Source organism: Streptomyces hundungensis (assembly GCF_003627815.1).
GTDB classification, from domain to species: Bacteria; Actinomycetota; Actinomycetes; order Streptomycetales; family Streptomycetaceae; genus Streptomyces; species Streptomyces hundungensis_A.
Genome location: NZ_CP032698.1, coordinates 112,408 through 126,128, shown reverse-complemented (window position 1 = coordinate 126,128; position 13,721 = coordinate 112,408). Strand labels below are relative to the sequence as shown.

The following is a 13,721-nucleotide window of genomic DNA, read 5'->3' as shown; positions in this document are numbered from 1 at the left end:
ATTGGCGAGGGTGGCGGGGCGGATGGCGTGGGGGCCGATGTGCGGGCGATGGGGGTGCGCACCGCGATCCACCGCGGCTACGAGCCCGGCGAACGGTTCATGACCCGCTACGACATCAGCCAGCGGTTCGACATCGGCGGCAAGGAGGCCGCGGCCGCCGTACGCCAGCTGATCGCCGAAGGGCTGCTGACGGGGCCGCGCGGGCAGTACGTCAACGCGTTCAGCCCCGAGCACCAGCGCCGGCGCGTGAAGCAGCTGCGCGAGCGCGCCAGCCAGCGGGGGTGCTCGAACCGGCACCCCCGCCGACGACCGCGACGGCCAGCTCGCTGACCACCACCGGCAACCCGCTGCTCGCGTGCGACCGCACGCGGTGGCGTTTGACGTCGACTACCAGGGGCGGCGTACAGACTCTTCGACGTCTTGTGAGTAGCCAGCCAGACCTCTGGCAACCGCTGATTGCGGGTACACCATCCCCTAGTCGGTCCACGATGGGCCGGCGACAGCTGCATCGGGTGCGCGTGCGCGGAGGGGGAGCGGGGGATGGACGCAGTAGTCGGGCAACTAGTCCACGGCCGGTACAAGTTGAGTCGGCATTTAGGGTCTGGCGGGTTCGGCCAGGTGTGGTCTGCCGAGGACATGGTGCTCGGCGTGCAGGTGGCGGTCAAAGAGGTCCGGCTCGGGCACGTGCTGCCGGAGCAACGGGGAGAGCTTCTCGTGCGGGCCGCACGGGAAGCCCGTCATGCCGCCAAGCTGCGCGACCATCCCAACATCGTCACCGTGCACGACGTCGTCGAGGTCAACGGCGCGCCCTGGATCGTCATGCAGTTGGTGGAGGGGCACTCCCTCGCCGACGAGATCAAGGCGAACGGTCCGCTCAGCGAGGCCAGGGCAAGCGCCATCGCACAGGCCCTTCTGCGGGCCCTGCAGTTCGCGCACGCTGCGGGCATTATCCACCGTGATGTGAAGCCCGCGAACGTCATGCTCACACCCCACGGTGACGTCCTGCTCACGGACTTCGGCATCGCGGTGGACCACACTGACACACGGTTGACCGCGACCAACCTCGTCATCGGAACGCCCGGATACACCGCCCCCGAGCGGTGGCAGGGCGCCCCGGCGAGCGGCCCGTCGGATCTGTACTCGCTCGGCGTGACGCTGTACGAGGCTGTCGAGGGCGGGCTGCCGTTCCCCAGGGAGAACCCGTTCGCGGCTCTGGAGGAGACGCCGCGGATCGCACAGCGCGCCGATCGTCTTGCGCCCCTTCTCGCTGCTCTGCTGCAGCGTGAGCCCGCCCGTCGGCCGACACCCGCCGAGGCGCTCGCCCTCCTGTCCGCTGCCCCGGCCGTCCTGAAGGAGCCGCAGCAGCACAAAGCCGACGCGAGACAGGCGCAGACCACACTCACCATCGGGCAGGAGAAAATGATCGCCCAGTGGGTGCAGCGGCGCATCTTGCCAAGCCTCGGAACGGGGCTACTGATAGCTGTGGGGGTCGGGGTCTCGGACAAGGGACCGGCCCTGTTCAAGTTCGATGACCCGTTCGGCAGCCACATCCTGGCCGGTTCCATCGCGTACGTCGTCGCGGCAGGCATCATGCTGCTGAAAGCCGTGTACGAGGGGCGAAGATTTCAGTCCGACATCGTCGTCGTGAGCCCCGACGGATTCTCGGTGACGCGCCACGACTCGGGGAAGAAACAGTCCTTCACCATCGGATGGCGTGCGGTTGACCGCATCGGGCTCGGCAGCTCGACCCACGCGTCGGAACCGCACACGGACGTCCGGGTCTGGTTCAAAAAGGGCAGCGAACCCAGCCCCGCATGGCTGACCAAGCACGACATCAAAAAACAGGACGACGGCAGCTATCGGGTGTACTGCGCCGACCACGTCCCCTTCGTGCCGGCCGAGCGCCTGCACAGCGCGCTGCGCACCTTCGCCGGGCCACTGTACGACGACCCCCACCACACGTCTGATCCGGCATAGCTGAGCTGTGCTGAGATTTGTGGAGTCCCTGATGCCAGGGTTACGGTCCTGGCGAAGGAGATCCACCAGCACCATGGCAGCACCTCGCAAATACCCTGACGAGCTCCGCGAGCGCGCGATCCGCGAGGTCCGCACCACCGGCCGCCCCATCGCCCACGTCGCGAAGGATCTGGGCATCCACAAGGAGGCCCTGCGTGGCTGGGTCCGCCAGGCCGAGGCTGACCGCGGCGAGCGCGACGACCGGCTCACCACCGCCGAGCTGGACGAGCTCAAGCAACTCCGCGGAGAAGTAGCGGAGTTGCGGCGGGCGAATGAGATCCTGAAAGCCGCCTCGGTGTTTTTTGCCCAGGAGATCGACCGTCCCCGGACGAGGCCGAGCAGGTGATCGACCCCCTGCGCGAGAGGGGCCTCGGGGCCGATCCCGTCTGCCGGGTGCTGGAGTTGTCGCTGTCGACGTACTTCGCCCGCAAGAAGCGGCCGAAGCCGGCCCGCGGGCTCCGCGACGAGCAGCTCATGCCGCTGATCGCCCAGGTCCACGACGAGTCCGGGGCGACCTGCGGCGCCCGGCGGATCACCCGCGCGCTCCAGCGCAAGGGCGTCGGGGTCGCCCGGTGCACGGTCGAGCGGCTGATGGCCGAGCTCGGCATCGAGGGCGTCATCCGCGGCCGGCGACGCCGCATGACGATCCCGGACCCGGCCGCGCCGAGGCCACCGGACCTGGTCGACCGCGACTTCACCGCCGAGCGGCCCGACCAGCTGTGGGTCGCGGACATGACCTACGTGCGGACCTGGTCGGGCTGGGTCCACGTCGCGTTCGTCCTGGACGTGTTCTCGCGGATGATCGTCGGATGGCAGGTCGCGAACCACATGCGGCCGAACTCCCGCTGGATGCACTGGAGATGACGCTCTGGCGGCGTCGGATCAAGAAGGACTCCGGACTGGTACACCACAGCGACCGCGGGTCGCAATACGTGTCAGTTCGGTATACCGACCGGCGCGCCGACATCGGCGCTGCCGCCTCGGTCGGCTCCGTCGCGGACTCGTATGACAACGCGATGGCAGAGGCGCTGAACGGGACCTTCAGGGCCGAGCTGATCGAGATGCAGGGTCCCTGGAAAGACGTCGACCAGGCCGAGCGGGCGATCTTCCAGTGGATCACCTGGTACAACGAAGAACGCCTGCACTACGCGCTCGACTACGTGCCGCCCGCCGAGTACGAGGAAGCCTTCTGGCGCAGCCAGGAGCAAACCCCGCAGTCCGCCTGAACCGATCAAGAGCGGACTCTACGAAACTCGGGGCAGCTCAGGCTGTAAATGCCTCCATGCCCGTCGCGTCGGGGATGAGGTCGGCGGGGCAAGGGGCCGGCACCGGCTGCATGAGAAGCATCGTGCCAGGCCAGACATGACGGCGCGCGTTGACAGGGGCCCGTGCCCCACTGCGGGTGCTATGAAGGCGTCGTTGCCGTGTCGCCGAGGCCGGACACCCCGCCGATCGAGATCATCGTCATGTGCCGGTTGCGCAGCCCGGCGCGCAACCCGCCGGGCTACGGAGTGGACGAAGGGGGCGGGAATCGAGATCGGTCACGTGAGCCCCGGTGGCACAGCGGCAGCTGCTCGAACGGATGTCGAACGGCGGCGAAAGGACTGCCAGGAAGCCAGGCGGGAGCGGATGCCCGGCGAACTGCGCCGGGCCACAGCAATCCGCCGTGCGGTTGATTCGGGACGACAACGGGGCAGCCACCGGCCTGTTGATCGTTCCCAGGTGGTCCGGGACTCAGCTGTTGGAGTACGCCTGTGCGATCAGCTTCGCGCGGACCACCTGCCACTGTGCGGACATGTCGTGCACCAGGTACAGATCCCGACGCCGTGTCCAAGCCTGGCCGGATTGCGGGTCGTAGGTGTACGGCATGGCGAACCCGCGCGGCGCGTACGCCGTCATCCCGCGGTCCCGGGTGGTCTGCACACACCGCTTGTGGTGGTCGCGGAAGCCGACGACACAGGCTGTGCCGATACCACCGGGTGCCTTCTTCCGGTATTGCAGGACCTGCTGGGCCACCCCGTCGGTACTGAGGTAGGTGATCGTGCCGTCCTGCGCGATGACGGGTTCGATCGAGGTCACGTCGTCCATCCGGTACTTGGACTGAAGGAAGCGGGCGATCTCCCACTGCGCGTAGACGGGGACCTTTCGCTGCTTGCGTAGGCGCGCGATGGTGTCCGCCAACTCCTCGTTCACCGGGCCGGGTTCGGGGAGGGTCTTCGCCGGGTCGCCGGACGTCGCCAGCCGGTTGCCGAAGGAGTAGGCCACGATGAAGTCGAGGCGGTCCAGCTCCGCCGTCTCCGGATGCCAGACGAAGCCGACGTCGTACAGGTGCGGTGCCAGCGCCCGGGCCGTGTCCCGGTCGTCGCTCTCCCGCGCCAGCACCGCCCGCATGTGCTCGGTGAGTCCGGCACCGGCCCCGGCGCCCGCTTCCGGTCGTTCGGCAGCCTGGGCAGGGGACGTGCCGAGGACGGCGGGGGCTGCCAGAGCCGCTGCCAGGGCGGCTGCGAAGTCGCGTCGTTCCATGGGTCGGTGCCTTCCGTCGTAGAACCAGCGGATCTTGAACGCACCGATGGTCACGCGCGCGCCCTACCCGGGGATGAACGACAGGTGACACACGTGACGGATGTGACAGGGCTGACACCTTTTCGGTGTGCGTCACTCCCCGCCGCTGCTCAGGACTGCGAACGCCTCGTGCAGCAGCCCCGCGAAGTCCTCGACCGAGGGAGGCGGATCGGTCGGCCCGTCTTCGCGGGTCGTGAAGGCAATCAGGGCGCCGCGCACGGCGGCGACCGAGGCGCGGGCGAGGACGGAGGCGCGCAGGGCGCGCGAGCGGGCTGGCTCGTCCGGTGACCGGCGCGCGAGGCGGCCGGCGAGGGCCTCGGCAATGCCGTCCTCGAAGCCGGCGAGCACACCGCCTCGCCGCGGACCGGTGGACATGGCGCGGGGCGGCACGCCGACGAAGAGGATGCCGAGGCCGCCGTCGAGGCGCTCGGCTGCGGCCAGCAGGCCGCCCAGCACGGCCGCGTACGGGGGCTCGTCCGCCGGGCGGCGGGCGATCTCCTCCTTGAGCGGCGGTACGAAGTCCAGGATCTCGGCGAAGACCAGATCCTCCTTCGACGGGAAGTACCGGAAGAAGGTGCGTTCGGTCACACCGGCCGCGGCGGCGATGTCCTTGACCGTCGTCTCCTGGTAGCCGCGCTCCGCGAACATCCGGGCGGCCGAACGGAGCAGGTCCCGGCGGGTGGCCGCCTTCTTCCGGTCCCGCCGACCCATCTCCTGCTTGTCCCGTGCGTCCTGCACGTCGCGCGCGTCCTGCACGGCCCAGTTCTCCACCACCCGTTCATCCTGACACGCCATTCACCCGAGCCCGGATGTCGTGCTCATGAAAAGTGTCAGTCATGACAGTTTGTGTATCGTGTCAGTCATGACAATTTCTGGTCGGGCTGTTCCCCAGGCTGCGCCCGCGACGGCGTACGGCGCTCGTGCTGACCGCCGTCATCGCCCTGACCGCCCTCGCCGGTACGGCGGAAGCGGTGGCCCGGCACCGGATCGCGACCGTGACCGGCAAGCGTCTCGGCACCACCCCGGACGTCGGGCTGGGTGCCACGCCCGCGCTGTGGCAGCTGGCGCGGGGCAACCTCCCGGACGTCGAGCTGACGGCGAACGGGGTGTCCGCACGTCGCATGACCGGTCTCGACATCGACGCCCACCTGCGCCAGGTGCGCCGGAGCGGGAAGGGCGGCAGCGGCGGCACGGTCGGTTCGTCCCGCGTGACCGTCGACATCAGTGCCACGTCCCTGGCCGCCACCGACGCGAGCCGGCTGAACACCGAGGTGGTCCCCGATCTCGCGCACGGGCGGCTGGTCGTCCGTGTCGGCCGGGCCGGCGCCCTGGCTGTTCCCGTCGCCCCCCTCCTGGACGGCCGGACGATCCGCGTCACGCCCGGTCGGCCCACGTTCGCCGACAACCCCCTCCCCGATGCTCTGGCCGAGAAGATCACGGGCAAGGTCAGCCGTACCGTCGCCCTGACCGACCTCCCGCTTCAGCTGGCACCGCGCCGACTCGAGGTGACCGACGACGGCCTCCGGCTCACCCTGAGCGGCGGCCACGCCTCGTTCCACGCCTGACCCCGCCCTCCCCGGCTTCCGCAGGCGGCTTCACCCCCGAACGTGCCGCTCAACCCTGCACATCCCCCCTCAAGGAGCACGTTTCCATGGCCTCCCTCCTCTACCGGCTCGGCCGCGGCGTCTTCCGGCATCGCCGGGCGGTGCTCGCCGCTTGGCTGCTGGTGCTGACCGCGGTCGTCACCTGCCTGATCACGTTCGGCGGCACGACCAACGACGAGTTCACGGTCCCCGGCTCACCGGCCCAAACCGCGATGGACACCCTCAAGAAGGAGCTGCCCTCGGCAGCCGGGACCAGCGCCCAGATCGTCTTCGTCGCCCCCAAGGGGCACCACATCACCGAACCCCAGTACGCCAGAGCGGTCAGCGCCACCATGGCGGAAGCCGACAAAGCCCCGCAGGTCGTCGGCGTCACCGATCCCGTGCAGAGCAAGGTCATATCGCCGGACCGCACCGCCGCGCTCGGCCAGGTCCGCTACCAGGTCACCCGCGCCGACCTGCACGACGACAGCCTCACCTCGCTGGAGAAGGCCACCCGGCCCGCACAGGACGCCGGGCTCACGGTCGAGGTCGGCGGTTCCGCCTACGGCAGCAGCAAGAGCACCGGGCACACCAAGGAACTGATGGGCGTCGCCGTCGCCCTCGTCGTGCTCACGATCACCTTCGGCTCGTTGTTCGCCGCCGGCATGCCCCTGCTGACGGCGATCACCGGCGTCGCCGTCACCCTGCTCGGCCTCTCGGCGCTGACCGGCGTCCTGACCATTTCCAGCACAGCGCCCTCGCTGGCGTCGATGCTGGGCCTCGCGGTCGGCATCGACTACGCCCTGTTCATCCTCTCCCGCCACCGCTCCCAGCTCGCCACCGGCATGGACACCGAGGAGTCGGCGGCCCGGGCCACCGCCACCGCGGGCAGCGCGGTCGTCTTCGCCGGCCTGACCGTGATCATCGCGCTGTGCGGGCTGGCCGTCGTCCGCATCCCGTTCCTGACCGTCATGGGCGTCGGCGGTGCAGCCGCCGTGTTCATCGCGGTCGGCATTTCCACCACGCTCCTGCCCGCCCTGATGGGCTTCGCCGGTGAACGGCTGCGTCCCAGGCCCGGCTCACGCGCCGCCCGCCGCGAACAGGACGCCCACGGCGGCGGGCAGCACGGCGGACACCGTGGGCCCGGCGGACACGGTGCGCGCAGGACTATGGGCGAGCGCTGGGGCCGGATCGCCATCCGCCGACCGCTGCTGACCCTGCTGGCCATCCTGATCGGCCTGCTGGCCGTCGCCGTACCGGCCCGCGACCTCCAACTGGCCCTGCCCGACAACAGTTCCGCACCTGCGGGTAGCAGTCAGCGGCAGGCGTACGACCTGGTCTCCGAGAAGTTCGGCCCCGGCTTCAACGGCCCGCTGCTCGTCCTCGCCGACACCTCCCACGCCGGGAACCCGCAAGCGGCCAACGCCACGCTCGTCAAGGACCTGAAGGCCGCCGACGGTGTCGCCGCGGTCGGCAAGCCGCAGGTCATCGACCACGGCGAGGCGACCGTCATCCAGGTGGTGCCGAAAACCGGACCCTCGGACCAGAAGACGAAGGACCTCGTCCAGTACATCCGCGACGAGGCCACCGGCTGGCAGAAGCAGACCGGCTCCGAGGTGTCGGTGACCGGTACGACAGCCGTGAACATCGACGTCTCCGACCGGCTGGCGAGCTCTCTGATCCCCTTCGCGCTGGTCGTCGTCGGCCTGTCCCTGCTGCTGTTGCTGCTCGTCTTCCGTTCCGTGATCGTGCCGTTGAAGGCAAGCCTCGGCTTCCTGCTGTCGGTGGCCGCCACCTTCGGCGCGGTCGTGGCCGTCTTCCAGTGGGGCTGGCTCGCGAGCGCGCTCGGCGTCGCCGAGACCGGCCCCGTCGTCAGCATCCTGCCCATCCTCGTGATGGCGGTGCTGTTCGGACTCGCCATGGACTACGAGGTGTTCATGGTCAGCCGCATGCGCGAGGCACACGTCCACGGCGCCGCACCCCGCGCGGCCGTCCTGGCCGGCTCACGCCACGCCGCCCGCGTGGTCACCGCCGCCGCCCTCATCATGTTCGCGGTGTTCGCGAGCTTCGTCCCCGGCGGCAGCACCATGCTCAAGCCGATCGCCTTCGCCCTCGCCGTCGGCGTCTTCATCGACGCCTTCCTGGTCCGGATGACGCTTGTCCCGGCGGTCCTCGCCCTGGTCGGCCGGGCGGGCTGGTGGCTGCCAAAGTGGCTGGACCGGCTGCTGCCCGACCTCGACATCGAGGGTGAACGGCTGGCGGCAGATCCGCAGAAGGACTACACCGACGGGAACGGTCCCGGTCTGCCCGTCGCGGTCGGCGGAGCCTTCCGGGAGGACCCGCGCTGACCGAGCGGCCGGCACCGAGCCGACCGGAGTCCGTGACCTTCACCCGGTCACGGACTCCGCTGTTTTCGGCGCCTGCTTTACGAGTTGAGGTGGACGCCGATCCGCACGAACGCCTGCACCAGGGGGGCCGGCGGCACCGCGGGTGAGATGATCTGTGAGCCGAAGTGGACGACCACGAGGTCCAGGCCCGGCGAGACGAAGAGCCGCTGGCCGTGAATGCCGCTGGCCATGTAGGAGTCGTAGGCCGCCGGGACCGCCGCCGCAGCGCCGCCCAGTGCGATGCCGATAACGACAGCTACGGGCAACTGGAGGAGCGGGCCTCTCGACCTGGGAGTCGTCCAGCTTGGGCGGGCGCCCGGAAGATCCCCGGCGACCGCGCCGGGTGTTGTGCGAGGGCGGCCGACGGGCAGGCGAACGCGAACCTTCTTGAGTACGGGGATGAACTGCGGGCTGTCCCCGGCCTGCCCGGCGGTCAGGACCAGCGCGAGCGGACGGCACTGGCGGTCCGCGGCGAGGTGAATCTTGCTGGTGAGGCCGCCCCGGGACCTGCCGAGCAAGGCTTGCTTCAGGCGGATCCTGTGTCGGCGCCGGATGCGCCGGCGTTCGTCCTGTCCGTTCTGTTCCGCCGCGCCGCCCCCTTTTGGCGGGCCGTCTCCTCTTCCTGCACGGCGTCTTCCAAGGTCTTCATGAGATGCTTGCTGACCCGCAGGCCCGCGGCATCGTGGTGAGCACGGACCGTGGTGGAGTCCACGCTGACCAGCGACAAGTCCGTCCTGCCGGCGCCGGCCCCCTGGGTGATCAGACCTTCCAGCAGAGCGGTGAACACACCCGCGTCCCGCCACACGCGAGGGGCCTCCCCCTGAGTGGTGGACACGCTGATACTGGATCTGCTTGATCCGGAGGAAGCGAGAAGACCGCCGATGGCGCTGAAGGACTACTCGGACGAATTCAAGGCCGATGCCGTGGCCCTGTACGAGTCCACACCCGGGGCGACGTACAAGAGCATCGCCGCTGACCTGGGCATCAACCGGGCGACCCTGCGCGAGTGGGTGCTGCGGGACCGCGAACGCCGTGGCGTCACCGCCGCACCTGCGCGGCCTGCCTCTCCGCCGGCGGCGATCGCGTCCGCTGACCCGGACGAGCGGGTCCGCCGCCTGGAGGCGCGGGTGGCCGAGCTCGAGGCGAGTGAGCGCAAGCTCGCGACCGAGCGGGACATCCTGCGCAAGGCGGCCAAGTATTTCGCCGGAGAGACGAACTGGTGAGCCGCTTCCAGTTCGTCCACGACCACCGGAACACCTATGAGGTGAAGCGGCTCTGCCACGTCCTGGACGTCAGCCGGTCCAGCTACTACAAGTGGTGCGCCGGCGCCGAAGCCCGCGCCGCCCGGCAGCGCCAGGACGTGGCCCTGGTCAAGGAGATCCGCCGGGTTCACGGCGAGTCCGGCGGCGCCTACGGCTCCCCGCGGGTGACCGCCGAGCTCCGCGAGAACGGCCACCGAGTCAACGAGAAGCGGGTCGCCCGGGTCATGCGGGCGTTCTCGATCACCGGGATCCGCCTGCGCAGACGGGTCCGCACGACCGTCCCGGACCCGGCCGCGGGGACCGTCCCCGACCTGTTCGGCCGGGACTTCACCGCCACCGAGCCCGGGCGCAAGCTCATGGGCGACATCACCTATCTCCCGCTCCAGGGAGGGAAGTTCCTCTACCTCGCGACGGTGCTGGACTGCTTCAGCCGCAAAATTGTCGGCTGGTCCATCGCCGACCACATGCGCACGGACCTGGTCGCCGACGCGTTGCGGATGGCCGCCCGCACCCGCGGCTCACTGGAAGGCGCGGTCTTTCACTCCGATCACGGAGCCCAGTACGGATCCAGGGCCTACGCCGGCCTCTGCGACCAGCTCGGGGTGACCCGGTCGATGGGCGCGGTCGGCACCAGCGCCGACAACGCCGCCTGCGAGAGCTTCCACGCCTCCCTGAAACGCGAGACCCTCCAGGGCGACCACGACTACGGCGACGCCACCACCTGCCGCCGCACCGTCTTCGCCTGGCTGACCCGCTACAACACCCGCCGCCGGCACTCCACCAACGGCCACCTCAGCCCCGACGCCTACGAACGACGACACCACAAAGCTAAACTCACGCTCGCCGCGTGATCGATAACCGCGTGCCCACCTTCATGGGGGAAGGCCCCCCGGCGCCCTGCCCGGCGTGGGACACGCCCTGAAGTTCCTGCGGGACCCACTGGCCTTCCTCGCCTCACTTCCCGCCCACGGAGATCTGGTCAGCATCTGCCTCGGCCCGCGCACCGTCTTCGTGGCCTGCGACCCCGCAGTGACCCGGGAGATCCTGCTGGACCCGCGGACCTTCGACAAGGGCGGCCCCTTCTACGACAAGGCACGCCTCCTGCTCGGCAACGGCCTGGGAACCTCCTCATGGCAGGACCACCGCCGACAACGGCGTCTGCTCCAGCCCCTGTTCCACCCAGCCCACATCAAGACCTACGCCACCGTCATGACGCAGGAAACCGCGGCCCTGGCACAATCCTGGCGGCCCGGGCAGATCATCGACGCCCGAAGGGAATTCCAGGCGCTCACCATCCAGGTCCTCAACCGCGCCCTGCTCGCACTCAGCGAGGACGATCAAAGGCTCCTGGCGCGCTCGCTCCCCGTCGCCTTCGACGGCGTCTACTGGCGGATGGTGATCCCCTCCACGCTCTGGTTCCACCTGCCCACACCGGCCAACCGCCGCTTCACCAAGGCACAGCAATGCCTGCGCCACGTCGCAGCGAACGCCATCACAGAACATCGCCGCGCCCCGGACGGGGGCGGCCTCCTGTCGGCTCTGCTCGAAGCGCGGACCGACGACGGCGATCCGCTGAGCGAACGCGACGTCCACGACCACCTTGTCACGATCATGTTCGCCGGAACCGACACGACCGCCGACACGCTCGCCTCCGCGTTTCAGCTGATCAGCACGCACCCGGAGGTCGAGGCGCGCCTCCACGAGGAGGTGAGCACGGTCGCAGGCGGCCGGGCCCTGATACCGGAAGCGCTCCCCGCGCTGGACTACACCCGGCGCATCGTGCTGGAGACTCTCCGGCTGTTCCCGCCGGGCTGGATCGTCTCCCGGGTCACCACCACCGGCACAAAACTGGCGGGGCGACATCTGCCTGCGGGCGCCGATGTCCTGTGCAGCCCCTACCTCCTCCACCACGACCCGGCCCTGTTCCCGGACCCCGACCGGTTCGATCCGGACCGCTGGCTGCCCCAACAGAACGAGGCCCTGCCCCGGGGCGCGATGATCCCCTTCGGCGCGGGCAACCGCAAATGCATCGGCGACCAGTTCGCGATGACGCAAGCCTGCCTCACCATCGCGACCATCACCGCCGCCTGGCGGCTGCGCTCACTCTCGGCCCTCTCACCGAGACCGAGGATGAGTCTCGGGCCCGGCCGGCTGCGCCTGACCTGCGAGCCTCGCCCACGCGGAGCCGCAGCCGGCCGGTAACCACCGTGACCGCTCAGCGCCTGCGGGTGGTGGAGCAGGCCCGTCCCGAGCTGCTCACCCCGGATGGCGTGGGCCCGCCTCCCACTGCGCGGGGATGCGGGCCCGGGTTGCTACCAGGGGGTCTAGCGGCGGTCGTCCGTCTCGTCCTGGATGCCGTCGAAGGACTCCTGGCCCTGCTCGCGCTGCTCGTCGGCATACTGCCTCAGGCGCTCCTGTTCCTTCTGGCCGCGCTGGGAGGTTTCATCCTGCTTGCCCTGCAGCTTTCCCTTGGCCTGCATCTCGTCCGCCTCACCACATAGGACACGGTCTAAGCCAAGCCCGCCACCCCTCCGGGGGTCTGTACAGCCTGCGGTGTAACTGGGTTTGGTGTGGCTAGAGTTGGCCTGCGGTGAGGCGGCCGTCGAAGGCCAGGTCGAAGGCGTTCATGGCGCCCTTCCAGCGCATGGTCCAGCGTTTGCGGCCGACGCCGGTCGGGTCCAGGCTCATGACGGCCATGTACACGCATTTGAGAGCGGCCTGCTCCGTCGGGAAGTGCCCGCGGGCGCGGACGGCCTTGCGGATGCGTGCGTTGACGCTCTCGATGCTGTTGGTTGTGCACACAATCCGGCGTATTTCCGCATCGAATTGGAGGAAGGGCGTGAACTCGGCCCAACTGGACTCCCAGAGCCGGACGATCGCCGGGTACTTCTTCCCCCAGACCTCGGCGAATTCCAGGAAGCGAGTGGTTGCCGCGTCCTCGGTCGGCGCGGTGTAGACCGGCTTCAACGCCTTCGCGATCTTGTCCCAGTCCTGGCGGGCCGCGTAACGGAACGACGCCCTCAGGAGATGGAGCCGTAAAGAATCAACCTGTCGGCGTGTTGCTGCCGATGGATGCCAGCAGTTCGGCGCCGGTGGTGAAGCGGGTCGAGGCGGGAGGAAGGGTGATTCCGGCTTCGCGGAGGACGGGTTGGGCGTCTTTGAGCGCGTTGTTGAGGGTGCCGAGGCTGACGCCGAAGGCGTCTGCCAGGACTTGTCGGGTGCCGAGCTTGCGCTCGTAGAGGACTGCGGCCAGGAGGCGTTCGGCATCGGTGATCTTCTGCCGGAAGACGCCGCCGCGGGTGCCGGGCTGGCGTGGTCCGCCCCGATGCTGGTGGTGTCCGCGTACAGGTGGGGGTGTGTCAACTTAACGGCTGATCTTGGTTGTTGAGTTATCGCTGGTCGGTGGGGGTGAGGCGGCCGTCGAAGGCGATCTGGAAGGCGTTCAGGGGTGCCTTCCAGCGCATCGTCCAGCGGCGCCGGCCCTTGCCGGTCGGGTCCAGGCTCATCAGCGCCATGTAGACGCACTTCAACGCGGCGGCCTCCGTGGGGAAGTGGCCGCGCGCCCGAACCGCCTTGCGGATGCGGGCGTTGACGCTTTCAATAGCGTTCGTGCTGCAGATGACCTTGCGGATCTCGACGTCGAAGGACAAGAAGGGCACCATCTCGGCCCAGGCGTCGGACCACAGCTTGATCACGGCCGGATACTTGGCGCCCCACTTCTCGGAGAACTCCAGGAACCGCTCGGTCGCGGCGGCCTCGCTCGGCGCGGTGTAGACGGGGCGGAGGTCCTTGGCAACCTTCTCCCAGTCCTGCCGGGCCACGTATCGGATGCTGTTGCGAATCAAGTGAACGATGCATGTCTGGACGACAGTGCGGGGCCAGACCGTCTCGACCGCGTCGGGCAGGCTGGC

General features: G+C 69.4%; 12 protein-coding genes and 4 pseudogenes. 9 read left to right on the top strand and 7 right to left on the bottom strand.

What is annotated here, in order from left to right; genetic code table 11:
* The first annotated feature begins 27 nt into the window (after positions 1-27).
* The 5 genes from DWB77_RS00620 (at position 28) to DWB77_RS00600 (ending at position 3,242) form a co-directional block, all read left to right on the top strand.
* Positions 28-330 (top strand): hypothetical protein, encoded by a 303-nt coding sequence (locus DWB77_RS00620; protein WP_216826803.1) that lies wholly within the window; start codon positions 28-30, stop codon positions 328-330.
* Between the two features lie 210 nt (positions 331-540).
* The gene (locus DWB77_RS00615) at positions 541-1,977 is read left to right on the top strand and encodes a serine/threonine-protein kinase (protein WP_120719396.1); all 1,437 of its coding nucleotides are present in this window, start codon (positions 541-543) and stop codon (positions 1,975-1,977) included.
* A 73-nt stretch (positions 1,978-2,050) separates the two neighbouring features.
* Complete coding sequence (locus DWB77_RS00610) at positions 2,051-2,362, top strand: transposase (RefSeq protein WP_162952304.1); 312 nt, start codon at positions 2,051-2,053, stop codon at positions 2,360-2,362.
* Entirely contained in the window at positions 2,359-2,880 is a 522-nt protein-coding gene (locus DWB77_RS00605) for an IS3 family transposase (protein WP_120719394.1), read from the top strand. The genes DWB77_RS00610 and DWB77_RS00605 overlap by 4 nt, the downstream gene beginning before the upstream one ends.
* Positions 2,826-3,242, top strand: coding sequence for an integrase core domain-containing protein (locus DWB77_RS00600; protein WP_120719393.1), 417 nt, complete (start codon positions 2,826-2,828; stop codon positions 3,240-3,242). Before DWB77_RS00605 ends, DWB77_RS00600 begins: the two co-directional genes overlap by 55 nt.
* Positions 3,243-3,750: 508 nt before the next feature.
* Here DWB77_RS00600 and DWB77_RS00595 read toward each other — a convergent pair.
* Entirely contained in the window at positions 3,751-4,539 is a 789-nt protein-coding gene (locus DWB77_RS00595) for a hypothetical protein (RefSeq protein ID WP_120727211.1), read from the bottom strand.
* A gap of 132 nt (positions 4,540-4,671) precedes the next feature.
* Positions 4,672-5,352: a TetR family transcriptional regulator gene (locus DWB77_RS38330; RefSeq protein ID WP_216826802.1), complete on the bottom strand. Its 681-nt coding sequence runs from the start codon at positions 5,350-5,352 to the stop codon at positions 4,672-4,674.
* A gap of 146 nt (positions 5,353-5,498) precedes the next feature.
* On the opposite strand from DWB77_RS38330, the gene DWB77_RS00585 reads away from it, so the two are divergent.
* A complete protein-coding gene (locus DWB77_RS00585) occupies positions 5,499-6,143 on the top strand; it encodes an LmeA family phospholipid-binding protein (RefSeq protein WP_162952302.1) in 645 nt (214 codons plus the stop codon).
* A gap of 86 nt (positions 6,144-6,229) precedes the next feature.
* Complete coding sequence (locus DWB77_RS00580; protein WP_120719391.1) at positions 6,230-8,509, top strand: MMPL family transporter; 2,280 nt, start codon at positions 6,230-6,232, stop codon at positions 8,507-8,509.
* Positions 8,510-8,871: 362 nt separating this feature from the next.
* Here DWB77_RS00580 and DWB77_RS00570 read toward each other — a convergent pair.
* Positions 8,872-9,356: pseudogene (locus DWB77_RS00570) on the bottom strand (hypothetical protein); the annotation flags it as partial.
* Positions 9,357-9,429: 73 nt separating this feature from the next.
* On the opposite strand from DWB77_RS00570, the gene DWB77_RS00565 reads away from it, so the two are divergent.
* Positions 9,430-10,661, top strand: a protein-coding gene (locus DWB77_RS00565) for an IS3 family transposase (protein WP_120719390.1) whose coding sequence is annotated in 2 segments (ribosomal slippage) — positions 9,430-9,757 and positions 9,757-10,661 — 1,233 coding nt in all. Because the reading frame shifts where the segments join, the coding sequence is not laid out codon by codon here.
* Positions 10,662-10,707: 46 nt separating this feature from the next.
* Positions 10,708-12,012 (top strand): cytochrome P450, encoded by a 1,305-nt coding sequence (locus DWB77_RS00560; protein WP_120719389.1) that lies wholly within the window; start codon positions 10,708-10,710, stop codon positions 12,010-12,012.
* A gap of 122 nt (positions 12,013-12,134) precedes the next feature.
* Here the strand turns inward: DWB77_RS00560 and DWB77_RS37415 are convergent, their stop codons facing one another.
* The 4 genes and pseudogenes from DWB77_RS37415 to DWB77_RS00545 form a co-directional block, all read right to left on the bottom strand.
* Complete coding sequence (locus tag DWB77_RS37415) at positions 12,135-12,290, bottom strand: hypothetical protein (protein WP_162952300.1); 156 nt, start codon at positions 12,288-12,290, stop codon at positions 12,135-12,137.
* Positions 12,291-12,384: 94 nt separating this feature from the next.
* A pseudogene (locus DWB77_RS00555) lies at positions 12,385-12,843 on the bottom strand (transposase); the annotation flags it as partial.
* 10 nt (positions 12,844-12,853) lie between these two features.
* Positions 12,854-13,153 (bottom strand): annotated as a pseudogene (locus DWB77_RS39515) (ISAzo13 family transposase); the annotation flags it as partial.
* A 46-nt stretch (positions 13,154-13,199) separates the two neighbouring features.
* Positions 13,200-13,715 (bottom strand): annotated as a pseudogene (locus tag DWB77_RS00545) (IS256 family transposase); the annotation flags it as partial.
* Positions 13,716-13,721: the final 6 nt, after the last annotated feature.